Here is a 25020-nt window from a genome sequence, read left to right as displayed (position 1 = left end):
CACCATTTGAGCCTACAATAGAAACAAATTCACATAACTTAGATATATGGGATGAAATTTCCCTAAAAGAAATACAAGCTGGTGAGCATACAAATTTATTTGAAGAAAAAAGTAATTATCAAAATATTAATTTGCTACAAGTAAGCGATGTTCGTTTATATTTGGACAACCAACTACAATTTAGTTCCATTGATGAGCAAATTTATCATGAAGCGCTTGTACATCCAATCATGTCTAAAGTCATTGATCCAAAACGTGTCCTCATATTAGGTGGCGGCGATGGGCTTGCTTTACGGGAAGTTTTGAAATATGAAACTGTGCTACATGTAGACCTTGTTGATTTAGACGAGGCAATGATTAATATGGCACGTAATGTTCCAGAAATAGTATCCTTAAACAAAAATGCTTTTTTTGATAATCGTGTGAATGTGCACGTATGCGATGCGAAAGAATTTCTAAATTCTCCTTCATCCTTATACGATGTAATTATTATTGATTTTCCTGATCCAGCAACAGAAGTTTTAAGTACTTTATATACAAGCGAACTTTTTGCTCGTATAGCTACGTTCTTAACAGAAGATGGTGCTTTCGTCTGCCAATCTAATTCACCTGCTGATGCACCTCTTGTATATTGGAGTATCGGTAATACAATTGAAAATGCCGGATTAACTGCAAAAAGCTATCATATCATTGTTCCTTCTTTCGGAACTGACTGGGGATTTCATATTGCTGCTAACTCCTCACATGTACTCAATCAAATTGAACAATTATACGTAGTACCAACTCCTCGAACATTGCCTTCTCTTCTTGCTCCTTTATTTCAATTTAAAGAAGAACATTTAGAACAACGTAATCTCGCTCTTCTAAACTCAGAATCCAATCTTATCCTACATCAATGTTACAAAACGGAAATGGAGTTTTGACGATACTATAGTAAGGAGTGCCACTTTATGGAATATTCTACTTTCGGTAAGCATATAATAGTAGATTTATGGGGAGTGGATTTTTCCCTATTAGATGATATTCACTTTTTAGAATATCATTTAGTTAACGCTGCCGATCGCTCTGGTGCCCATGTTTTAAACGTAAGTACAAAAGAATTCGATCCGCATGGTGTTACTGTTTTAGTTTTACTATCAGAAAGCCACCTTTCTATTCACACTTATCCAGAAAAAAACTTTGCAGCCATCGACTGTTATACTTGCGGTACGACCGTTGAACCGCAAATAGCAATTGATTATATCGTAAGTTTATTAAAACCAAATGAGATGCATATAAAAAAACTAATTCGTGGTACAGGAGAAATTGTTACTGTCGATTAAATATTAATCTTACTCATTTGTAAAAAGGAGGATTGTAAATACCATCAGTGGAACGAACATTCCACTGATGGTACAGACATATACATAAAAAAACCTTGCATACGCAAGGTTCATTCAGCCACTGACATCTTCCTATATAATTCTACAAATTCACTCGCTAATTCCTTCACCGTAATCGCATTCATTAAATGATCTTGCGCGTGCACCATCAGAAGGGTAACTTCGGTCTTTTCACCACCAGCTTCTTTCTGTATGAGATCCGTTTGTACACGGTGCGCCTCTTTTAATTCCTCTAACGCTTCTTGTAATTTCGCTTCTGCTTCTGTAAATTCTCCACGCTTTGCGCAATCAATTGCTTCCATTGAACAACTTCTCGCATTTCCCCCATGCAAAATTAAATGAAAAGCCTTCGTTTCTATCGTATCCATTTTAGTTCTTTACTCCCCCTTTTCTTCCGCCACTTTTTGTTTATCCCATATTTTTAAGAACGGTAAATAAATGAAGAATGCAAGCGCAAAGTTAACAAGTTGTAAAACAACACCTGAAATTTTCCCGCCCGATCCTAAATATCCACTAAATAGAATTGGTGTCGTCCAAGGCACAGCAGCTCCACTCGGGCGAGCAACTAATCCCCATTCCATTGCAAAGTAGGAAACAATTGTTAACACAACTGGAACCAATATAAATGGAATTAATAAAATTGGGTTCATTACAATCGGCATACCAAAAGTTACCATCTCATTAATATTAAATATGCCAGGCGCAATTGACAATCTCCCTAAACTTTTTAATTGCTGACTTCGCGCAAATAGTAACATTCCTACAACTAAAGCAAGTGTTGCACCGGAACCGCCCATATAAATCCATAAATCAAAAAACTGTGCGGTAATCGTATTTGGTACATCTTGCCCTGCTTGAAAAGCAACTCGATTTTGATCCATTAACGACAACCAAACAGGGCTCATTACACCACCAACAATAGTAGCACCATGAATTCCACACGACCAAAGAACATGAACGAGAATAACTGCTATTATTGCGCCCCAAAGACTAGCACCAAGTACACTAAGTGGTTCTTGTAAAATTTGCCCTACAATATTATGGATACTGCCAAAAGAAGTATTTTCTATAATTAAGCGTAAAATCCAAATAACCGTTACCACAATGAATCCCGGAACAAGTGCCGCAAATGAACGCGTCACAGCTGGTGGAACTGTCTCTGGCATCTTTATAATTATCTTTTTTTGTACAATAAACCGATAAAGTTCAGTAGATATAAGTGCAATAATCATTGCTACAAACAACCCTTGGCTTCCCATTAATGCTGCTGGGATAGCACCTTCTACAAGTACACTCTCTTTTGTACTTGGTATAATATATGCGACTTGAAATGGCGTCGCAAGTAAAAACGTCACAAGCGACAATGCCCCGGATGCTAAAGCGTCCACTTTATAATATTCCCCAAGTCTGTAAGCGATTCCAAAAACAGCTATTAAAGCCATTATATTAAAAGTTGCACTAACTGGATACCCCAAAGCCCTCTGCCAATTCTCCCCAAACAAACCTGCCATAAAATCATTGTACCCTGGTATTGGTAAAGCACTAATGATAAGGAAAAATGATCCAATAATTAAGAAAGGCATCGTCAAAATAATTCCATCACGAATTGCTTGTAAATGCCTCTGCTCTGCAACCTTCCCTGCTACTGGCATTACATATTTCTCTAAAAACCGTATCATCTATCCCACTCTCCTCATGGTTTCATTGACAAAGCTGCTTGCAAGATAGCTTCTCCATTACAAAGCCCGTAATGGACCGATTGAATGACATCAACAGGTATCCCTTTCTCCTTACATAATTCTTTCATTTTCGGTAATAAATAACGTACTTGCGGTCCAAGTAAAAGTACATCAGCTTTATCAATATGACTATTCACTTCAGAACCGGATACTGCCCAAATCTTTACCTCTATCCCTCTTGCCTCTGCTGCTTTCTCCATTTTTGTTACAATCAAACTGGAAGACATTCCCGCTGCACAGCAAAGCAAAATATTCATCCCTTTTCCCTCCCCCTTTTTCCAAACCTAAGTTACGGTGCATCGCTTGCCACCACTAGGTTACAAATATATATGTCTAGATTTCCTGCTGTATGCCGAGCTTAAAAACAAAAATTTCTCGGTTTTCACGCTATTCCATCAATCGGTATTTTCCTAGTAAAGAGGACTCTAACTCGCTATAATAATTCAGTATGATTTTTTTAATTGATAGGAGGATATATTTATGAAGGCATATCGCTTTCCGCTTATTTTATTATCTTCTATCCTAATTGGTGGTTTCATTGGTTATTTCATGGGTGCCGATGCAGTTGCTTTAAAGCCGCTTGGTGACATTTTCTTAAACTTAATGTTTACGATTGTTGTACCGTTAGTGTTCTTTAGCATCGCGTCATCTATTGCTAATATGGATGGATTAAAACGTTTCGGTAAAATTATGTCTAGTATGGCTGGAACTTTCTTATTTACGAGTATTTTAGCTGCTATTTTTATGATTATTGTCGTGAAAGTATTCCCGCCAGCACAAGGTGTTGTATTAGAACTAACACAACCTGACAAAGCTGAAAAAGCAGTTAGTGTTGCAGATCAAATCGTCGGTATTCTAACAGTATCTGACTTCTCGAAGTTACTATCTCGTGAAAATATGTTAGCTCTTATTTTCTTCTCTATCTTAATGGGAGTTGCAACTTCAGCAGTTGGTGAAAAAGGAAAACCATTCGCTACATTCTTACAAGCTGGTGCAGAAATTTCAATGAAAGTTGTATCTTTCATTATGTACTACGCTCCAATCGGACTTGCTGCTTACTTCGCAGCATTAGTTGGTGAATTCGGACCACAACTTCTTGGAACTTACTTCCGAGCAGCGATGGTATACTATCCAGCGTCTCTAATTTACTTCTTTGTATTCTTTACGTTCTATGCATACCTTGCAGGTCGCAAGCAAGGTGTACAATTATTTTGGAAGAACATGGTCTCTCCTACAGTTACATCTCTTGCAACTTGTAGTAGTGCCGCAAGTATTCCAGCGAACTTAGAAGCAACGAAGAAAATGGGTATTTCTTCTGACGTTCGTGAAACAGTTGTCCTTCTTGGATCTACACTTCATAAAGACGGCTCTGTTCTAGGCGGCGTATTAAAAATTGCTTTCTTATTCGGTATTTTCAACATGGAATTTGAAGGACCGAAGACATTAGCAATCGCACTTGTTGTTTCTCTATTAGTCGGAACAGTAATGGGCGCTATTCCAGGCGGCGGTATGATTGGTGAAATGTTAATCGTTTCTCTATACGGCTTCCCGCCAGAAGCATTGCCAATTATCGCAGCAATTAGTACAATCATTGACCCTCCTGCAACGATGTTAAACGTAACAGCAGATAACGCTTGTGCCGTAATGACAGCTCGCCTTGTAGAAGGTAAGAACTGGATTAAAAACAAATTTGCTTAATAAATAGAAAGAGGATGCTTCTAACGAGCATCCTCTTTCTTGTTGTTAATCCATTCCGCCACAAATTTGTTATAATCTTCACAAATATTCCACATCCATTATCCATTCTCCGTACTATAATCATGTATGGAAAAGGAGATGGACACGATGACACAAAGCGCACCAGAATTTAAAGTTTTGCAAAGCATTGCATTCCTTGCTGTCGTTTTGCAAAGTTCCTTATTATATACAATAAATCAAGGAAATGTCTTACTTGAGCAATCCCTCATTATGGGCATGCTATTTAACCTTGCAAAATTTTCAGCACCTGCATTCATATTTATCGTCGGCTTTCACTTAATTCGGCAATATACAAAACAACTAGCCTACACAGAATATATTTATGAAAAAGCCGCACATTTACTCATTCCTTATTTCTTCTGGTCTATTCTTTACTTATTAACAACAAACGATATGATTACACTACAAAGCGGAATAAAAAGTTTATTACTCGGAACAGCCGCGCCTCATCTTTGGTACGTGATTATGATGTTCCAAATTCATTTATTGTTCCCTTTGCTGTGCACACTGTTTTATTGGTTTCAAAAACGGACAGAAAATAAAAAAGACATATATAAATATATGACCATCTTTGCTTGTCTATATTTCCTCTTAATGTGGTATTCTTCGCACTACATTTTTAATGGAGAGAAATTGACTAGCTCAACCATTTTACATTATACAGATCGTTCCTTCTTCTTCTACTCGTTCTATTTCGTCATGGGAGGAATCGCTGCTGTCGCACTAAAAACGTGGCGTACATTTGTCATGAAACATATCCCGCTTATCACAATATTATTTTTCATCTTATTTTTATTCATCAACTATGAGTTATTTAGTTTTTACGGAGCAAACTCTATTCATTTAACCGTTTCGACTTATTTAAAACCGTCTATGTTTTTATATATTGTATGCGAAATTATCATACTTTACGTTCTGTCTATTACAATCGTACAGCGACGCGGTTTCTTGTATAAAGCTTTACGATTTATCGGGAATTACACATATGGTGCTTATTTAGCTCACTTTTTCTTCTTACAACTATGTACAAAATTTCTTTCTTTATTTACACTGCAAGAAAACACAATATTATATAGCTTATTATTATTTACAATAACGGCCACAATCTCGATTTCAGCAATGGTTATTTGCAGTACACTACCACTTCATACGTGGATTACAGGGCCTTCTCCTACAACAAATGTGAAATGGGCGAAGGTTGTACTTCGGAAAAATCACGAAAAGGTATTCAAACCATATCTTTGATATAATAGAATTCCATACAAGAAAAGAAAGTAGGACACACCTATGATTAATCAAATTGGACAAATTATGTTATATGTAAATAATCAAGATGAAGCGGTACAATTTTGGACTGAGACAGTAGGATTCCAAATTATTGCGGAAGAAAATAACGGACAAGGGTTTCGCTGGATTGAAATTGCACCAACGAAAGAATCAGGCACAAGCATCGTCCTTCACGATAAAGCGTTAATTGCGAAGATGCAACCTGAATTAAATTTAAATACACCTTCACTTATGTTCTTCTCTAATAACTTAGATCAAATGTATAAAGATCTTTCTGAGAAAAACGTTACCGTTGGACAAGTTGTAGATTTACCTACAGGTAGAGCATTCAACTTTGCTGATAATGAAAACAATTACTTTGCGGTAATGGAAAAGAAATAAGAAAAAGCTATCCGGAAAAATCGGATAGCTTTTTTTCATTTTAAGAAACTTGTTCCGCATTCGTTTCCCTATGTTGTATATGACTCGTGATCCAAGCAATTCCGCCGGCAACAACGAGGTAGCATAACAATATTAAAATTTGCGTTTGTAATTGCGACCAATCTCCTAAAGAGATCACATCTTGTAATCCTCTAAGAGAATGAGACATTGGGAGAAACTGTCCAATTTTGCTAAGAACAGCTATGTTTAACTCTCCTGGGAAAGTCCCCCCGCTCGTAGCTAATTGCAATACGAGAAGCGTTACCGCTGCGAACTTCCCAACAAGACCAAATACCGTTACTAACATAAGGATAAATGTCATGAACGTAAAGGAAATAACAATACTTGATAAAACAAAGAGTGACACACTTGCAACTTCTAATTTCATAACTCCTAGCACAACCACATCCACAAGTAATGCTTGAATAAGTCCAATTACATATACTAATCCTAGTTTATTAATAAAATGTACCGTTCCGCTTACCTTCATATTCTGTCTACGACCAAGCGGTAAAATATTCGAAGCCATAATTCCGCCAACATAAAATGCAAGTGATAGGAAGTATGGTGCAATACCTGAACCGTAGTTAGGCACGTCAGAAACTGTTGACTTTACTAATTGAACCGGTTCTGAGAACATCGTATTGCGTGCATCATCATTGCGAACATCCGCTATCTTCTCTGCGCCCTCTCCTAATTTCGTAGAAAGTTCTTTCGCACCATCGTCAAGTTTAACAAGTCCGTTCGTTAACTGATCAGCCCCGTGATTCAGCTCTGTTCCGCCACTTGCAAGATGATTTACACCTTCTTGCAGGGATGTAAATCCATTTCCCCACTTCGTAAATCCATCTGCTAAATTCGAAGCACCATCTGCTATCTTTTTCGTTCCAGCAGTAGCTTCATTTAACTTAACTCCGAATGTATTCATACCTTCTTCAATCTTATGCTGACCATCCGCAAGCTTCTTCGCACCTTGCGTCAATTGTTGTTGGCCACCATTTAAAGCGTTTGTTGCTTTAGCTAATCCATTAGAAGTAGCAACGATTTTTTGAAAAGCAGGATCTTGCTGCACTTCTGGATGACTTTTCACGTACTCTTCTAATTGTTGTTTTACACTATTTGCTGCATTGTCCGCTTTCACTTGCCCTTCAGCAAGTTTCTCACTTCCGTTCACCCATTCATTTGTACCAGCACTTAATTCACTAACTCCTGATTGTAAAGTTTTTTCACCTTGTGCTAATAACTCCATACCACTATGAAGTGATGTCGCCCCTTGACTCAGCTCATTTGCTCCCCCCGTTAAGGCAGATTGGCTGGATGCAAGCTTGTCACTTCCCTCTTTCAATTTCGATGTCCCGTCACTTAAACGATGAATACCATCTGCAAGCTGATTTGTCCCATTTCTTGCATCTGTCGTTCCTTCATGTAACTTCTTAGCGCCATCACTTGCATCACCCAATCCTTGTGCTAAGTCTTGAAACTTTGAAAAGACACCTTCTGTATAAGATTTCGTAATACTATTTGAGATTTTTGTTTTCATATTTTCCACAGCTGTCGTTCCAATTTGAGCTGCTACAAAGTTTTTACCTGGATTTACTTTGTACTGCAATTGTGCCGGCTCTGGTTTCTCATCCATAAGCGTACTTACCTTTTTAGAGAAATCCTCTGGAATCGTAACAACCATATAGTACTTATCTTCTTTTAGCCCTTCATCAGCATTTTTTTCTGATACGAAATGAAAAGCCAGTTCCTTATTCTCTTTTAAATTTTTTACAAAATCGTCTCCTGCATGAATTGTTTTCTCATCCATTGCAGCACCCTTATCTAAATTCACAACCGCAACCGGTAATTTATCTAACCGTCCATATGGATCCCAATATCCAGCTAAAAAGAATCCTGAATAAATTAAAGGAACGATTAACAAAAAAATTAAAGCGATACGCCCATGTTTATGGTGCCACATCGCTTTCCAATCTTTAAATATAAGTTGAATTCCATTCATGAAACATACTCCTTCTCCTAATTTAACACCATTAGAATGGTTTAACAGATTTACTATACACGTCCATTTTCATACTGTATAATACATCTTTAATTATCAATTCATTCCTTTTGGTCTATAGAAAGGAGAGTCAAAATGGAACTTCTTCAATTAAAATACTTTCAGACAGTCGCACGATTAGAACATATGACAAAAGCCGCGGAAGAATTGCATATCGCGCAACCTTCGCTCAGCAAAACAATTGCTAGATTAGAAAAGGACTTAGGCGTCCCATTATTTGATCGTCAAGGTCGACAGATCACATTAAACTCTTTTGGGAAAGTATTTTTAAAACGAGTAGAGCGCATTTTTCATGAATTAAGTGAAGGCGAACGAGAAATTAAAGATTTAGCTGAATTACAACAAAGCTCTATTACACTGGCAGTTTCTATCCCGAGAATATTACCAGAACTACTCGGTTCTTTTTTACTAGAACATCCTAACGTTCGATTCCAACAGTTTCTCGCATCTACTCCTTCTATGAAACGACAACTAGATAATATAGAAATCGACTTTTGTATTTCTTCTGTGCCAATCGAAGGCGAGGAGATTATTTGGGAACCACTTATTACAGAAGAAATTTTCTTAGTCGTCCCTTCAGGTCATCGTTTATCAGGACGTGAAAGTATCTATCTACATGAAGTAAAAGACGAACCGTTTATTAGTATGAACACTGGTTATGGATTTCGGCACTTAACAGATGAATTTTGTAAAGAAGCTGGCTTCACTCCACATATCGCTTTTGAAGTAGATGAACCAACCGTGATTAGCGACCTTATTAAGCAAGGCCTCGGCATCGCTTTTGTCCCAAGTTTAACTTTATTAAAAAACTCTACTTTAGCACTAAATAAGTTACGTATTATTGAACCAAATTGCGAGCGAACTATCGGCTTAAGTTGGTCGAAGAAACGCTACTTATCGAAAACTGCTCAGCAATTTCGTAAATTTGTGATTCATTACTTCTCCAATATTAGGACGTAAAATTATATCAACAAATAAAAGGTGCCATCCTCATATGGTGGCACCTTCTATTATTCACTCTTCTCTAATTCCATTTCAGCTAACAGTGGTAGTACGTTATCGAAAATATGCGTATTATTATTTTCGCCTGTTACGTATCCACCGTAATATCTACTAAATACGTTATCATTTCGGAATGTCGACATATGATCATACAATTCCTTCGCAAACTTCGTATCGCCTGTTTGTAGTACGTACAAAATCGTTAATCCGTAAGCGGCTGGCGATTCATACTTCACAGTTTGTTTTCCCGTTTCTAAATTGTAACGACCATATAACTTTCCATCCTCCTGAAATTTCTTCTTTATAAATTCCATATAAGCATCGGATGAAAGACCACCTAAACTACGATGATATGCAACATATGATTGATCAATAAGATTCACTTCTTTATCGTACGTAAATGTACCATCTTCTTTATACTCTTTTGGGAACGCCCAGCCATGCCTTGGGTAATCCGCTAAAAATTGAACGACGTCCTGATATTGCTGATCAGAAACTTTTCCATACTTTTTCATATACGAAAATGCGTGTGGATTTATGTATGATGTAGTTACAAAATTATTTTGTTTGCCTGCATCTGCATCATAATAATCAACGTAATAATTACCTTTCCTATTGTAACGAAGTACAGCATCACTCAATTGATCTGCAAGATTTTTATAGCGCTCTTCCTTATACATTTCATAAGCACGATATAATTGTTCTATAATACGAAGGTCATCTATAAGTGCATTTGTAGCTGACTGCATTTCTCCCTTTTCAGAGATTTTCCATAAAACAATTTGATCCTTATGTACAAAGTTATTTTGAATAACCTTAACTTGTTCATCGAATAACGCTTGATCGTCTTTATCCAATGTATATTGTAGCCACAGTCCTGCCGATTCTGATAAAGCTTCACGGCCTTTCGCTTCACCCGTGCCAGCTTTTGTATCCCCTAAACGATAGGTAGCAAGCGTCCCATTTTCATTCACCATATGTCTTAAAATAAAATGTTCTGTACGGTTTCCTTGCAAAGCTGACCAAAATACAATTCCACCTAAAGCGATTAAGAGAATAACCCCAATCCCTATATATAAACGTTTCCGCAATCTTTTCACCTCCTTATTCAGGCTAACCTTAATTTTAACAGAACATACGTCAATTAAAAAAAGACAATCTATTAGATTGTCTCCCTCACTTTATCCCTCGTAAGCCTCTTTAGAAGGTCTATATAGCGATTCCACAAGGCGATCATATTCACGACGCGTAATCTCTTTATTATACAGCTTCAATAATAAATCTCTATGCTCTTTTGAAAATGCCATCTTTTTAATGACTTCAGGATACATAAAACATCCTCTCCATTTCACATAAACTTCTTCAACTCGAAAACAGAACTTATGTTCGCATAAAAGATTATAAAATATTCCTTACTAAAAAACAAACAAAATATTATCAAATATTAACTTCTTTCTATTTAGAATATTCAAACATTATATTACCATATCCACTTTTTAAATACATATATATTTTTGGTAGTTTTTTTGAATAAATCTTCCAATTCAATCAGAAAATAATGGCAAAAAAGAAGAGGAGTTTACATATGGATACGGTAACACTAGCAAGAGCATTTTTTGGTTCTTCATTAGCATTCCACATTATCTTTGCAACACTTGGTGTCGGGCTTTCATTAATGATTTTTATAAGTGAAATACTCTATCACTGGAAGAAAGATTCCGACTACGCCATTATGGCGAAAAGATGGACAAAGGCGTTTGCCATCCTTCTCGGTGTAGCAATTCCAACTGGAACAATTGTTGGTGTGCAAATTTCACTTCTTTGGCCTGGTTTTGCCAAAATTGTTGGGCAGGTTATTTCTGTTCCCTTTCAAATTGAGATTTTCGCCTTCTTTTTAGAGGCTTTGTTCATGTCCATTTATGTATATGCAGCTGACAAACTACCTCCATTCATGAGATTAATTTCGTTATTCTTCGTCATGATTGGTGCCACGGCATCCGCCGTGCTTATTACATCCGCAAATACATGGATGAATACACCCGCAGGCTTTTCAATGGGTCCAGATGGATCAGTTTTTAACGTTGATCCGTGGAAAGCTTTCTTTAATCCGAGTTTTGGCACAAGCGCATTCCATGTTGTGATTACAGCCTATGCAACTGGAGCAGCTGTCATTGCCTCTATCGCTGGATTTAAATTATTAAAGAAGAATTTAAGTGAACGTGAAGTGGCGTATCATAAAAAGGGACTACTGTTAGGACTGGTCGTGACATTTATTACAGGTGCTACGATGTGGCTTTCGGGACACGAATCAGCGATCGCCTTACATAAACATTCCCCTGAAAAGCTTGCATCTGCTGAAGCTTTATTCGAAACGACGTCACATGCACCGTTATCAATTGGCGGGGTTGTAGATCCTAACACACTTGAACTAAACTATGCACTAGAAATTCCAAACATGCTTAGCCTACTAGTGGGACTAGACCCTAGCACTGTCGTCAAGGGGCTAAAGGAATTCCCACAAGAAACATGGCCACCATTTTACACACATACACTATTCAACTTAATGGTCGGCACTGCTGCCTTTACTTTTGCAGTTGCAGCAATCGCCCTCTTATATTGGTACTTTGTTTATCGAAAAAAAGGAGCAGAATTACCGAAATGGCTTCTTTGGGGAGCTGCCGCATGTGGACCAGTTATGATGCTCGGTATTGAATTCGGGTGGATTTTCAGCTGTAGTGGTCGTCAACCGTGGACCATTTATGGTATGCAACGTACAGTCGATGCCTCTACACGCGCTGATTTTGTCGGTCCTTTATTTATTCTATTCATCATTTTATATATTGGACTCGGCATTTTAACAGTTTTTGTACTACGGACATTCTTTAAGAGACATCCGTTAAAGAATGATTTACATCAAGAAGGAGGCGATTCTCGTGCATGAGGAAAGTATTGCAATCATCATCTTATGGGCTCTTATTTTCGTATACAGTATATTAGGGTCCATCGATTTTGGAGCAGGTTTTTGGGGCATGGTATACGCAAAGCATCCAACGCTCGCTGCTAAGCTTGCCAATCGATACTTATCACCAACCTGGGAAGTAACAAATACATTTCTCGTCTTTGTCGTTGTCGCTTTTCTCGGTTTCTTTCCGAAAGCTGCTTTCACCCTTGCGACAGTGATGTTCGTACCAGTTATGTTAATTTTAATACTCATCGCAATTCGCAGTACATTCATGGTATTTGCTTACTCTCTGCCAAAGTATCAGTACCTCCTTCGGGTTATTTCAGGTATTACGGGGCTCTTAATTCCAGCCTTATTAATTACCGTTTTACCCGTTACAGAAGGGGCTTATATTACAATGACTGAAGGAAAAGAAGTACTCCTGTACGGAAAACTTCTTTCTAGCCCGGTTATCTACTGTTATATGCTCTTCGGACTAACTTCGGAACTATTTCTTTCCTCTCTCTTTCTTGCTGATTTTGCGAGAGAGCAAGGTTCAGAAGATTCGTATAGAATTTATAGAAGAAACGCTATCATCCTTGGTCCTGCAACACTCGTTACGGCGATTATCGCCCTCGTTGTAATGGATCCAGAAACACACTGGCTTATGCAAGGACTAATAAAGCAATTCCCATGGTTTACAGTTTCTATCGTTTTATTCGTTATCGGGTACTCTTCTCTTTGGTGGACAAACAAGAAGTATGGCTCATTAGGATACCCTCGCATTGCCGTTTTAGCAGTCGTCGCTCAATATGCATTTGCAAGTTACGCTTATGGTGTCGCGCATTTACCATATATTATTTATCCTGATGTAACTGTATTTACAAGCTTTACAACGACAGAAACATTCTATGCATTGCTTATTCTATACGCAATTGGAATTGCAATTTTATTACCAGGATTTATTTTCTTCTGGAATTTATTCTTGAAGGATCGAACTTTTTTGAAGGAAAAATAATATAGTGGGAGTCTGTTCCAAAAGGTATTTTGGGATGGACTCCTTTTGTCATGTTTCGGCGGTAAATCGATATATTTTAAAAATCGCTGATATATTTCAATAATTGCTGATATAAAGTGAAACTTTAATCAGTGGGGGTCTTACCGCCCGGCAAATAGCGGGATAAATTTCATTTACTATCTTACTGCCCCCACAATTTATAGACTCATCTCACGATAGTTATTTCACTATTAGGGACACTTGTCCTTTAGCTTGAAAAACACATATTCGCTTCATTCCATTATACGTCTAGTTCTTCTTATTTTTTGCTGAATATACTATCAATATAAACTTGAGACAAGCTACATTTGTTCAAGGGAAATAGAAAGGTAGGCAAAATATGAGCATTGAAATATGGATTACTATTATTGTATTCTTCTTAACGATGATTGTTATCTTTTGGCGACCCCGTGGCTTAAATGAGGCGTGGCCAGCAGCAATTGGCGCTGGCATTATCCTGATTACTGGACTTGTATCAAAACCAGACGTCATGGACATTATCAGTAAAATTGGCGGTGCCTCGATAACAATATTAGCGACCATCGTTATGGCGGTTATATTAGAAAGCTTCGGCTTCTTCCATTGGGCTGCAGCAAAACTCGCAAATTTAGCGAAAGGTTCCGGCCACCGCCTATACTGGTATATTCAATTACTATGTTTTCTTATGACTCTTTTATTCAATAACGACGGTAGTATTTTAATTACAACTCCGATTTTAATTCTTCTTCTAAAAAATCTTCAATTAAAACCTCACCAACAAATTCCTTATTTATTAAGTGGTGCTTTAATCGCTACTGCATCTAGTGCACCAATCGGTGTAAGTAATATCGTAAACTTAATTGCATTAAACATCGTCCATATGACTCTTTATATGCATACTGCTATGATGTTTGTACCTGCAACATTAGGATTATTGTTTATGTCATGGCTCATGTATACAGTTTTAAAGAAAAAACTTCCGAAAAAATTACCTGTTTCTTCATATGATATCGAAGAAATTTTTTTCACAAAAAACTTTCATCCGTTAAAAGGGAAAAATTCTGTTGATACGAAACAAAAACGTACAAAATTTATGTTAAAAGTATTAGGCTTCGTCTTCCTTATGCGCTGTCTTCTATTCGTTGCATCCTTCTTATCCATCCCAATCGAAATTGTTGCTGTACTCGGTTCACTCGTTCTTCTCATCTGGAGATGGTACTACTTACGAACGAATCCTGTCGACATTTTGAAAAAGACACCGTGGCACATTTTAATTTTCGCATTCTCTATGTACGTCATTATTTACGGACTTCACAACGCAGGGTTAACAGCGGCGCTTGTAAATTGGCTTGAACCAGTTGTAAGTCAACATCTACTCTACGCTAGCTTTGCAATGGGCGGACTCGTTTCTCTCCTCTCTAACGTCTTCAATAACCATCCTGCACTTATGATTGGTACAATCACATTAACAGAAATGGGACTAGACCCAGTCACATTAAAAACTATCTACCTCGCAAACATTATTGGTAGTGACATCGGTTCACTATTACTACCAATCGGTACGCTAGCTTCTCTCATTTGGATGTATATCCTGAAACAAAACAAGATTAAAGTAAAATGGAAAGACTATTTAAGCGTATCTCTTATCGTCATTCCTCTCACAACAGTCGTCACATTATTCCTCTTATACTACTGGGTACACCTCTTCTTCGCCTTATAAAGTGAAACTTTAATCAGTGGGGGTTTTCTTCATCCCCACTGATTATTAGTTGAACCAATCGGGCTTTTATGGGCAGTTGATCCCCCACCTAACTTCTGTGCTTTCACTGAATTTTGAGGTGGGGGTCTTACTGCCCATTAATGCGGGATAAACGACAGAAGCCCCTTTTGCTACCGTCTTAGCAAAGGGGCTTCTTCTATATTTAAATTAGGTACTACAGTGTGATCAATCAAGTAAAGAGGTGTAACGTGTTATTGGTATAAATGACTACCAGTGTCTTTAAATTCTTTCGCTTTCTCTTTCATCCCTTTTTCAATTGCTTCTGTCGTTTCTAAATCATTTTCTTTCGCATAGTCACGAATGTCATGTGAAATTCTCATACTACAAAACTTCGGTCCACACATGGAACAGAAATGAGCCGTCTTCGCGCCTTCTGCTGGTAATGTTTCATCGTGATATTCCATCGCACGTTCAGGATCTAAAGATAAATTAAATTGATCGCGCCAACGGAATTCAAAGCGAGCTTTTGAAAGTGCATCATCACGCTGATGAGCCGTTTTGTGCCCTTTCGCAAGATCAGCTGCATGCGCAGCGATTTTATACGTAATAACCCCCGTACGAACATCATCTTTATTCGGTAAACCTAAATGTTCTTTCGGCGTTACATAACAAAGCATCGCCGTTCCAAACCAGCCAATCATCGCAGCTCCAATCGCTGATGTAATGTGGTCATAACCTGGTGCAATATCTGTCGTTAACGGTCCCAGTGTATAGAACGGCGCGCCCTGACAAATATCAAGCTCTTTCTCCATATTCTCTTTAATTAAATGCATCGGTACATGCCCAGGTCCTTCAATCATCACTTGCACATCATGTTTCCAAGCAATTTTCGTTAATTCACCAAGTGTTTCAAGCTCAGAGAATTGCGCTTCGTCATTTGCATCTGCAATCGAACCTGGACGTAATCCATCTCCAAGAGAGAACGAAACGTCATACTGCTTCATAATTTCACATATCTCTTCAAAATGAGTGTATAAGAAGTTTTCTTTATGATGGAATAAACACCACTGTGCCATAATTGAACCACCGCGTGAAACGATACCTGTCGTACGCTTTGCAGTAATCGGAATGTAACGAAGTAATACGCCAGCGTGAATTGTAAAGTAATCAACGCCTTGCTCCGCTTGCTCAATTAACGTATCACGATACACTTCCCACGTTAAATCTTCTGCAATTCCGTTTACTTTTTCCAGCGCTTGATAGATCGGTACAGTCCCAACTGGTACAGGCGCGTTACGAATAATCCACTCACGTGTCGTATGAATATTTTTACCTGTAGATAAATCCATAATCGTATCTGCACCCCAGCGAGTTGCCCAAGTCATCTTCTCCACTTCTTCTGCAATAGAAGACGATACAGCAGAGTTTCCGATATTTGCATTGACCTTCACGTGGAAGTTACGTCCGATAATCATCGGTTCTGCTTCCGGATGGTTAATATTCGCTGGCAAAATCGCACGGCCTTCCGCAATTTCCTTGCGAACAAACTCAGGCTCTACTCCTTCACGAATCGCAACATATTCCATCTCAGACGTAATGATGCCATTACGCGCATAATGCATTTGCGTAACATTTGCACCTTGCTTCGCTCTAAGCGGCTGGCGATCCATTTGCGGGAAAATAGGTGTATGTTTCGAAGCCACTTTCACACCGTCATCCTCTGGTTTCACCTCGCGCCCTTCATATGCCTCTACATCCCCGCGCTCTAGAATCCAAGAGTGGCGCGGCGTTGGAATTCCTTTTTCTAGCTCCACTTTATACGCAGGATCTGTATAAGGACCGCTCGTATCATATACACGAATTGGCGGATTCGGCATGCCGTTCGTTTCACTTTGTTCAATCTCGCGCATCGGCACTTTCATACCTGCACGTGGTCCATCCACATACACTTTCTTACTTCCTGGTAAACTCGATTTCAATTCAATTTGCTCAGCTGAAACAGACTGTTTCATAACTTTTGTTGCCCCCCTGTACGTGACAAGGACGAGATATGGCCAGCGTATGCCAAAATAAAAAGAGCCAGGTCCATAAAAAAATAAGGACCTGGCTCATAAAGACATCATTATGTAAAGCCGTTAACTTCCCTACGCTGGTACGAGCCAGATCAGGTCCAAAGGGTTAAGAAGTTCACGCGCTTCTCTCTCAGCCTACGCATACGTTAGGCACCCCTAGTTTATCACTGATTTAATTTTCAATACTTTCCCATCATACACGATAATCTGAAAAATGCAAAGTTTATTTCTTTTGTTGTTTATGGAATCATCCACGTTAAATAATATGCCTGTACATACGTCATAATACCAACAATAATTACGAAGAATAAACTATGCTTCAATGTAAATCGGAACAGATCTGATTCTTTCCCAGCAAGTCCAACTGCCGCACAAGCGATCGCAATCGATTGCGGAGAAATCATTTTTCCTGTTACACCGCCCGTTGTATTTGCTGCAACGAGAAGTACTTCAGATACACCGACTTGCTGCGCTGTAATCGCTTGTAAATTCGAGAACAGTGCATTCGCTGACGTATCAGATCCTGTTAAGAACACCCCAATCCAACCTAAGAATGGTGAGAAGAACGGGAATAGTCCACCAGTTCCAGCAAGCGCTAACGCTAATGTAGATGATAAACCAGAATAGTTGGCGATAAATGCGAACCCTAATACGAATCCAATAGATAGAATTGGCATCTTAAGCTCATTTAGCGTTTCTTTAAATGTCGCTACTGCATCTTTGGCACTCATTTTTAAAATAAAGATAGAAATGACACAAGCAATTAAGATTGCTGTTCCCGTTGCTGATAATACATCGAATTTCAAAATTGCCTCGTAAGGCGTCGGTTTATTTACAATTGGTTCTGCTTTCATTACTAAATTGTGCAAGCCTGGAACTTCAAACTTAAACACAAGGCTTTCTAATGCGCCGCCTGGAGCAAATAACGCTTTAAAGAAACTTTGGCTCCAAATAACTACCATGACAGTTAAAATAATGAATGGAGACCATGCTTTTACGACTTTTCCTACTGTTAGTTTCGGCATAGATGTCACCGTCGTTGCCGCAGCTACTTCACTATTTGCTTGCCCCGATTGATAGATTTCTTTCGGCTGCCAAACTTTTAAGAATAGTGATAAACTCACTAAACTTACAAGTGCTGACGTAATATCCGGGAGTTCCGGTCCTAAAAACGTCGCTGTAATGAACTGCGTAATTGCAAATGAACTACCGGCTACAAATAACGCAGGCCATGTTTGTCTTACCCCTTTCAATCCATCCATTAAAAATACGATAAAGAACGGAACAAATAATGATAGAAACGGTAATTGATGTCCAGCCATTTGTCCGATTTTATGTGGATCAATACCTGTTACTTGTCCAGCCACTGTAATCGGAATTCCCATCGCCCCGAACGCTACTGGTGCCGTATTTGCAATTAAACAAAGACCCGCTGCATATAAAGGATTTAACCCAAGACCTGCAAGAAGTGCTGCCGTAATGGCTACTGGTGCACCAAATCCTGCTGCCCCTTCTAAAAATGCTCCGAATGAAAAACCGATTAAAATAACGAGTAAACGATGGTCATTCGTAATGGATAATACAGATGCACGAATCACATCGAATTGACCTGTTTTCACAGAAATTTTATATAAAAATACCGACATAATGATAATCCAAGCAATTGGCCATAGTCCGTATAAGAAACCATATCCGGTCGCTGCCATCGCCATCGTGAACGGCATTTTATAAGCGAATAACGCCACTAAAATTGTAAGTACAACTGTAATAAATCCTGCCACATACCCCTTCATGCGGAAAACTGCTAAAGCTAAGAAAAAAAAGATAATCGGAATAAGTGCGACCGCTGCCGAAATCCAAATGTTTCCGAACGGATCATAAACTTGTGTCCATGTGTTCATTGTTCTCTCCCCCTAAAGAATCCCCTTTTAAATAGAATAACCTCATCAATAGACTATCAGGTCATCATACCTTTCAGCCTAAAAATAAAAAACGTTTAAGAAAACGTTTTCAATAACTTTCATTTATACTGTACCATAACAATTTCCATTTAAAAAGATTTTTTTGAAAATTTTATTATTTAACAGAAAATCTTACAAAATCGTCACGTTCCTGTAATGTTCATCGATAGAAAGCTTCCCAAAACTATTGCATAATAATAATAGTATAACAACAGACATTATTCATGAGGTGATATATATGAACGGAAACAAAATATTAGCTGCTTTATCATACTTTAGTGTACTATTTGCCCCTATCTTATTCCCTATTATCGTTTGGATTGTAGGCGATGCTGAAACAAAACCACATGCAAAACGTGCTCTATGGACACATATTATTCCAAGTATCGCTACATTCATCGGCGTAACTATTTTAGGAATTATGGGTATCGGATCTGACCAGCCAGATGTAACACTTGGAATTGGAACAATGATTGTCTTATGTATTTGCGGAATTATTAGCTTATACTACTTCATTTGGAACATCGTAAAAGGTATTAAAGTACTGAAAGCTTAAGTTTAAACAAACGTTTGATTAAAACGACACTATGACATGATAAATGAAATTTTATCGATGATACAACAAGAATAATCAACCTATTAATTAAGAAAAAACCGTCCCAAAATACCTTTTGGGACGGTTTTTTTATCTTCTGCGTTTCTTCTTTTTTCTCATCATTTTCTTGCGGCGCGTATTCACTTTATCCGCTATAATGTGAAGCGTGCTTGCCACAACAATTCCCATTATAAACGTTACAATTTCAACCTCATGTTCCTTCGCAATTTCTATTAAATTCCCGTCAAGCACGATTACATTTAATAGGAATAAAAACGGAGAAAACACGATTAACATGTATGCAATACGAATCACATCACCAAGTATAATTGTATGTGTAAAGAAGGATCGATGCGGCATGACCTTCTTATACGGATACCAAAATATACGCAGGAATCCCCATTTATTATACGCATTACTATACGTATCTAAATCCGGCGTTAAAAATGAAGTACCTACTAAAAAGCCAATTGCAAAAGTTAATAAAAAATCAAAATTTGTTAATCCATACGAAAAGAGCATAAACAAAACAACCGGAAGGGATATTAAGTTTATTTTCGTATGCGTTCTTCCTGATGGCATAAAGCACTTCCTCGCTTACGTTCGCCCTGTCACCATATGACAGTTCTCACCTATTGATCTAATTTCTGATCGATAAATGATGTGTCTATATCCGAACTAAACCACTCTGCCAACTTCACTCGTGCCTTATCTTTCACCTCTTCATTGACGTATAACGATGCCTGTAATAGTGCGGCTGTCAACGCCCCTAAATCATCTGTATAACCAACTCCAGCAATGAAATCTGGGATGGCATCAATTGGTGCAATAAAATAAGCAAGTGCTCCAATCACAATAATTTTCACTCGCTTTGGAACATCAGGTCTTTGCAAAACGTAAAACAATAATAAACTTGCATAAATGACCGATTGTCCTGCTTGCTTTGCAACATGTTTTGCTTTCTTCCAAAACGCTTCAACTGAAAATTTTTGTTCCATGTGAAAGCCTCCCTATTTTTAAAAAGAAATAAGCTACAATATGTTATCAGTAAAAGTTCATCAAAATTACACACAATCTATCAATGAACTTTTATTGTAACAAATAAACTAAAAAAGAACAAGTGTTCGTTAATTTTTACATACTTCCCTTCATATAATGGGTTTCTATATAACCCCTTACCCATCGTCATTTCTTATTTCTCAACCAAAGAAATTTTCACTTTCACTTAACATTCTGTTCTATCTTTTTTATATTTTCTAGTTGACGGACATATAAACGAATGTTAAAGTTTTCTCTGGTAGTGACAAATCTCATACAAAAAATGTAAAATGTTATAGTGTTTCTCAGAAATGAATTTTGTTGTATAATACAGAAATGACGTTATGCTTATGAGCAGCACAAGAAACCAAAAGGGTATGCATAGTTATAGTCGTATATGGGTGAATATAGAACCTCAAATTATGGCCAAGAAAACTATGTATTTTTTATTTTAGCATTTTTCGCTCCAAAATCGACCAAGCCTGATAGAGAAAGGGTGGAAATGAATGAAAGAAACCTTGAAATCACAATTTCAAAATGTGCGTTTCACTGTATTCGTAGCTTTAGCTTTATGGCTGAAGACGTACCTTATTACACGCACAAGCTTCGATTTAAAACTTGAATCTTTCATGCAAGAATTCATTTTATTCCTTAGCCCATTAGCAGCATCATTACTGCTTGTTGGTCTTGCATTATTTGCAAAAGGGAAAAAACGTAACTATATAGCACTTGGAATTAATTTTGTCTTAACGATCGTTCTTGTTGGTAACGTAATGTTCTACGGATTCTACAATGACTTCGTTACTTTACCAGTACTAGGACAAACATCTAACTTTGGAAGTTTAGGTTCTAGTGTAAAAGAATTGTTTAACTACAAAATTATCCTTGCATTTGCTGATATTATCGTATTCTTCATTTTATTGAAGAAGATGAAAAATTTTGCACCGACAGAACGTGTAGCACGCCCAATGCGTTCCCTATACTTCGTGTCAACAATTGCTATTTTCTTCGCAAACTTAGGACTGGCAGAAGCTGAGCGTCCTGAACTATTAACACGTTCATTCGATCGCGTTATGCTTGTTAAAAACTTAGGTTTATATGTACACCAAGTGTATGATCTTGGCTTACAAGCAAAATCAAGTTCACAAAAAGCATTTGCTGACGGTAGTAAATTACAAGAAACAGAGAACTACGTAAAAACAACGCAAAGCAAACCAGATCCAAATATGTTTGGTACTGCAAAAGGGAAAAACGTAATTGTTGTCTCTCTTGAGTCATTACAAACATTCTTAATTGGTGCAACAGTTAACGGACAAGAAGTTACACCATTCTTAAACCAATTTACGAAAGAAAGTTATTACTTTGATAACTTCTTCCATCAAACTGGTCAAGGAAAAACATCTGACGCTGAATTCTTAGTAGATACTTCAATGTATCCACTAGACCGTGGTGCTGTATTCTTCACACACGGTAATAACGAATATACAGCAACTCCAGAAATTTTACGTGAGCAAGGATATCACACATCGGTATTCCACGCGAACAACGCAACGTTCTGGAACCGTAACATTATGTATCCGGCACTTGGTTATGACCGTTACTACAACGAGCTTGACTACAAGATTACGCCAGAAACAAAATTAAATTGGGGATTAAAAGATATCGAATACTTCGATCAATCTATCGATATGTTAAAAGAAGTGAAGCAACCGTTCTACACTCGCTTCCTGACGTTAACAAACCATTACCCATTCACTTATGATGAAAGCACAAAATTAATCGATGAATACAATTCTGGTGATGGCGTATTTGACCGTTACATGGTAACTGCTCGCTATTTAGACGAAGCAATGAAACACTTTATTGAGCGTCTAAAAGCAGAAGGTATTTACGACAACTCAGTTATCGTATTCTACGGTGACCACTATGGTATTTCTGAAAACCATAACCGTGCAATGGCACAGTTCTTAGGAAAAGAAGAAATCACTGCATTTGACCATATGAACTTACAAAAAACACCGATGTTTATTCACGTTCCAGGTCAAAAAGAAGGTAAAACAATTTCAAAACCAACTGGTGAAATTGACATTAAACCAACAATTCTAAACTTACTTGGTGTAGATTCTACAAATCAAGTTCAATTCGGTCATGATGTATTCTCACCAGAAAATAAAGGATTCGTTGTTCTTCGTGACGGTAGCTTCGTTACAGATAAGTACATGTACACGAACAGTACATTCTACGACCGTAAAACTGGCGAAGTTGTACAATTACCAAAAGAAGAATCTCAACCACTCATTGATCGTGCCCAAAATGAATTGAACATGTCTGACAAAATCATTGAAGGTGACTTACTTCGCTTCTCCGAGAGCAACAAGACCAAAACTGGTGAAGTAAAAACAGCTATTAAAGAAGAAAAGAAGAGCGCTGAGTAATCTCAGCCTCTTTTTTTTATATTTCTCCATATAATCACTTATATTCATTCACTTTAACATTACATAACCTTTACCAAATATTCACATGGAATTAACGAAACATCTCTATAATAAAATATGTAAACGAGGTTCTATATATTTCTTATCTCTCATCTTTACTAAGATCCCTTAAAGAAATGTGTGAATCGTTTATTTCTACTTTCTTATAATTGTCTTTCAATATGTTTTGTTTCCATACACAAAACATTCAATAAGACGATGTCCCTATGAAAGATAGCTACCCTCCTTGTGCAGCATTCCATAAGAATGTTGCTTTTTTTTATTTAAAAGCAGGATTCTTATTTCTTATTTTCGAATTTGTATATACAAAATGCTGTAAAGTGAAACTTTAATCAGTGGGGGGTGTTCACCCCACTGATTATCAGCCCTCACCAATCGGGCATTTACGGGCAGTTATTCGCCTGCTTCACTTCTTTGCCCCAGCTGAATTTTTAAGTGGGAGTATTACTGCCCGCTAATACGGGGTAAATCACTACTACTTCTCTACACTTTGCAAATACATAGACGTCATATGTAAAGCATGACTCACATAAAAATTACTGTAGTGGTTTTTATTCTGAACGAATTAAAGTTTCACTTATGTACTTACGAAAGGATGGGACGTAAATTGGCATATGAAAGATTTGTACTTTGGAATGATGCAGTTATTGATACAACGAAACAAAAAACGTATATAGAACCTGAAGAAAGAGGCTTGCAGTTTGGAGATGGTGTCTATGAGGTTATTCGCCTATATAAAGGGAACTTCCACTTATTAGATCCGCACATCACAAGATTATATCGCTCGATGGAAGAGATAGAATTATCACTCCCTTTCTCAAAAGCAGAACTTATTATCCTACTTTACAAACTCATTGAAAGTAATAATTTCCACGAGGATGGAACGATTTATTTGCAAGTATCTCGCGGTGTACAAGCTCGTACCCATACATTCTCATATGACGTCCCTCCGACAATCTATGCCTATATTATGAAGAAAGAAAGACCAGCGTTATGGATTGAATACGGTGTACGTGCTATATCAGAACCAGATACACGCTGGCTACGCTGTGATATCAAATCATTAAATTTATTACCCAATGTATTAGCTGCTACGAAAGCTGAACGCAAAGGTTGTAAAGAGGCCCTTTTCGTACGGAATGGTACCGTAACTGAGGGCAGCTGTTCTAATTTCTTTCTCATAAAAAATGGAACTCTCTATACACATCCAGCCAATCACCTTATTTTAAATGGCATCATTCGTCAATATGTCCTTTCTTTAGCGAAAACCCTTCGCATTCCGGTACAAGAAGAACTTTTCAGCATTCGTGATGTTTATCAAGCAGATGAATGCTTCTTTACAGGAACGACGATTGAAATTTTGCCGATGACTCACCTTGATGGAACTGCAATTCAAGATGGTCAAGTTGGCCCTATCACAAAAATGCTACAAAGATCATTTTCTCAAAGCTTGTTACAATCCAATATGTCATCTTCTTAAACACGTATAATTTCTATCCTTTCTGCATTCAA

Annotated in this window: 22 protein-coding genes and 1 riboswitch; of the genes, 12 read left to right on the top strand and 10 right to left on the bottom strand. The window is 37.7% G+C overall.

Annotated features, from left to right (window positions below; translation table 11 throughout):
- A partial coding sequence (locus ACXY7N_RS20550; RefSeq protein ID WP_488592588.1) for a polyamine aminopropyltransferase occupies positions 1 to 923 on the top strand: 923 nt, incomplete at its 5' end.
- A gap of 27 nt (positions 924 to 950) precedes the next feature.
- The gene (speD, locus tag ACXY7N_RS20545; RefSeq protein ID WP_016085556.1) at positions 951 to 1322 is read left to right on the top strand and encodes an adenosylmethionine decarboxylase; all 372 of its coding nucleotides are present in this window, start codon (positions 951 to 953) and stop codon (positions 1320 to 1322) included.
- A 110-nt stretch (positions 1323 to 1432) separates the two neighbouring features.
- Here the strand turns inward: speD and ACXY7N_RS20540 are convergent, their stop codons facing one another.
- The 3 genes from ACXY7N_RS20540 to ACXY7N_RS20530 are packed head-to-tail and all read right to left on the bottom strand — an operon-like array spanning position 1433 to position 3378.
- Positions 1433 to 1750 carry a PTS sugar transporter subunit IIA gene (locus ACXY7N_RS20540; RefSeq protein ID WP_016085555.1) on the bottom strand — a complete coding sequence of 106 codons (318 nt, stop codon included), beginning with the start codon at positions 1748 to 1750 and terminating at the stop codon, positions 1433 to 1435.
- A 9-nt stretch (positions 1751 to 1759) separates the two neighbouring features.
- The gene (gene celB / locus ACXY7N_RS20535; RefSeq protein WP_016085554.1) at positions 1760 to 3061 is read right to left on the bottom strand and encodes a PTS cellobiose transporter subunit IIC; all 1302 of its coding nucleotides are present in this window, start codon (positions 3059 to 3061) and stop codon (positions 1760 to 1762) included.
- A 14-nt stretch (positions 3062 to 3075) separates the two neighbouring features.
- A complete protein-coding gene (locus tag ACXY7N_RS20530; RefSeq protein ID WP_016079717.1) occupies positions 3076 to 3378 on the bottom strand; it encodes a PTS sugar transporter subunit IIB in 303 nt (100 codons plus the stop codon).
- A gap of 223 nt (positions 3379 to 3601) precedes the next feature.
- Between ACXY7N_RS20530 and ACXY7N_RS20525 the strand changes: the two genes are divergently transcribed.
- The 3 genes from ACXY7N_RS20525 to ACXY7N_RS20515 all read left to right on the top strand — a co-directional run bounded on the left by ACXY7N_RS20525 (position 3602) and on the right by ACXY7N_RS20515 (position 6547).
- Positions 3602 to 4819: a dicarboxylate/amino acid:cation symporter gene (locus ACXY7N_RS20525; protein WP_016085553.1), complete on the top strand. Its 1218-nt coding sequence runs from the start codon at positions 3602 to 3604 to the stop codon at positions 4817 to 4819.
- Positions 4820 to 4966: 147 nt separating this feature from the next.
- Positions 4967 to 6124, top strand: coding sequence for an acyltransferase (locus ACXY7N_RS20520; RefSeq protein WP_016085552.1), 1158 nt, complete (start codon positions 4967 to 4969; stop codon positions 6122 to 6124).
- Positions 6125 to 6166: 42 nt separating this feature from the next.
- Positions 6167 to 6547, top strand: a complete 381-nt coding sequence (locus ACXY7N_RS20515) for a VOC family protein (RefSeq protein ID WP_016136039.1) — start codon at positions 6167 to 6169, stop codon at positions 6545 to 6547.
- A gap of 40 nt (positions 6548 to 6587) precedes the next feature.
- Here the strand turns inward: ACXY7N_RS20515 and ACXY7N_RS20510 are convergent, their stop codons facing one another.
- Positions 6588 to 8588 carry a YhgE/Pip family protein gene (locus ACXY7N_RS20510; protein ID WP_353810979.1) on the bottom strand — a complete coding sequence of 667 codons (2001 nt, stop codon included), beginning with the start codon at positions 8586 to 8588 and terminating at the stop codon, positions 6588 to 6590.
- A 135-nt stretch (positions 8589 to 8723) separates the two neighbouring features.
- Here ACXY7N_RS20510 and ACXY7N_RS20505 point away from each other — a divergent pair, with 135 nt between their 5' ends.
- On the top strand, positions 8724 to 9608 hold the full coding sequence (locus tag ACXY7N_RS20505; protein ID WP_016085549.1) for a LysR family transcriptional regulator: 885 nt from the start codon (positions 8724 to 8726) through the stop codon (positions 9606 to 9608).
- Between the two features lie 50 nt (positions 9609 to 9658).
- On the opposite strand, the gene ACXY7N_RS20500 is transcribed toward ACXY7N_RS20505, so the two are convergent.
- Complete coding sequence (locus tag ACXY7N_RS20500) at positions 9659 to 10741, bottom strand: transcriptional regulator (RefSeq protein ID WP_353810978.1); 1083 nt, start codon at positions 10739 to 10741, stop codon at positions 9659 to 9661.
- Positions 10742 to 10831: 90 nt separating this feature from the next.
- A complete protein-coding gene (locus ACXY7N_RS20495) occupies positions 10832 to 10981 on the bottom strand; it encodes a hypothetical protein (protein WP_000283175.1) in 150 nt (49 codons plus the stop codon).
- 254 nt (positions 10982 to 11235) lie between these two features.
- Between ACXY7N_RS20495 and cydA the strand changes: the two genes are divergently transcribed.
- The 3 genes from cydA to ACXY7N_RS20480 all read left to right on the top strand — a co-directional run bounded on the left by cydA (position 11236) and on the right by ACXY7N_RS20480 (position 15347).
- Positions 11236 to 12591, top strand: a complete 1356-nt coding sequence (gene cydA, locus ACXY7N_RS20490; RefSeq protein WP_098591691.1) for a cytochrome ubiquinol oxidase subunit I — start codon at positions 11236 to 11238, stop codon at positions 12589 to 12591.
- A complete protein-coding gene (locus ACXY7N_RS20485; protein ID WP_016085546.1) occupies positions 12584 to 13609 on the top strand; it encodes a cytochrome d ubiquinol oxidase subunit II in 1026 nt (341 codons plus the stop codon). The genes cydA and ACXY7N_RS20485 overlap by 8 nt, the downstream gene beginning before the upstream one ends.
- Before the next feature lie 379 nt (positions 13610 to 13988).
- Positions 13989 to 15347: an arsenic transporter gene (locus ACXY7N_RS20480; protein WP_016136042.1), complete on the top strand. Its 1359-nt coding sequence runs from the start codon at positions 13989 to 13991 to the stop codon at positions 15345 to 15347.
- 251 nt (positions 15348 to 15598) lie between these two features.
- On the opposite strand, the gene thiC is transcribed toward ACXY7N_RS20480, so the two are convergent.
- Complete coding sequence (gene thiC / locus ACXY7N_RS20475; RefSeq protein ID WP_016136043.1) at positions 15599 to 17359, bottom strand: phosphomethylpyrimidine synthase ThiC; 1761 nt, start codon at positions 17357 to 17359, stop codon at positions 15599 to 15601.
- 112 nt (positions 17360 to 17471) lie between these two features.
- Positions 17472 to 17587, bottom strand: a riboswitch (TPP riboswitch).
- Positions 17588 to 17658: 71 nt separating this feature from the next.
- Positions 17659 to 19320: an L-lactate permease gene (gene lldP / locus ACXY7N_RS20470; protein ID WP_016136044.1), complete on the bottom strand. Its 1662-nt coding sequence runs from the start codon at positions 19318 to 19320 to the stop codon at positions 17659 to 17661.
- A 298-nt stretch (positions 19321 to 19618) separates the two neighbouring features.
- Here lldP and ACXY7N_RS20465 point away from each other — a divergent pair, with 298 nt between their 5' ends.
- The gene (locus ACXY7N_RS20465; RefSeq protein ID WP_016136045.1) at positions 19619 to 19936 is read left to right on the top strand and encodes a magnetosome magnetite crystal formation protein family; all 318 of its coding nucleotides are present in this window, start codon (positions 19619 to 19621) and stop codon (positions 19934 to 19936) included.
- 129 nt (positions 19937 to 20065) lie between these two features.
- On the opposite strand, the gene ACXY7N_RS20460 is transcribed toward ACXY7N_RS20465, so the two are convergent.
- Both ACXY7N_RS20460 and ACXY7N_RS20455 read right to left on the bottom strand, forming a co-directional pair.
- The gene (locus ACXY7N_RS20460) at positions 20066 to 20557 is read right to left on the bottom strand and encodes a metal-binding protein (RefSeq protein ID WP_016085542.1); all 492 of its coding nucleotides are present in this window, start codon (positions 20555 to 20557) and stop codon (positions 20066 to 20068) included.
- Between the two features lie 50 nt (positions 20558 to 20607).
- On the bottom strand, positions 20608 to 20973 hold the full coding sequence (locus ACXY7N_RS20455) for a YkvA family protein (protein WP_016136046.1): 366 nt from the start codon (positions 20971 to 20973) through the stop codon (positions 20608 to 20610).
- Positions 20974 to 21519: 546 nt separating this feature from the next.
- On the opposite strand from ACXY7N_RS20455, the gene ACXY7N_RS20450 reads away from it, so the two are divergent.
- Together ACXY7N_RS20450 and ACXY7N_RS20445 are read left to right on the top strand one after the other, a co-directional pair.
- Positions 21520 to 23448 (top strand): LTA synthase family protein, encoded by a 1929-nt coding sequence (locus ACXY7N_RS20450; RefSeq protein ID WP_016085539.1) that lies wholly within the window; start codon positions 21520 to 21522, stop codon positions 23446 to 23448.
- Positions 23449 to 24103: 655 nt separating this feature from the next.
- Positions 24104 to 24988: a D-amino-acid transaminase gene (locus tag ACXY7N_RS20445; protein WP_098986294.1), complete on the top strand. Its 885-nt coding sequence runs from the start codon at positions 24104 to 24106 to the stop codon at positions 24986 to 24988.
- Positions 24989 to 25020: the final 32 nt, after the last annotated feature.

This window comes from Bacillus sp. 5w2 (assembly GCF_054353775.1).
This window is presented reverse-complemented; position numbering and strand designations above follow the sequence as displayed.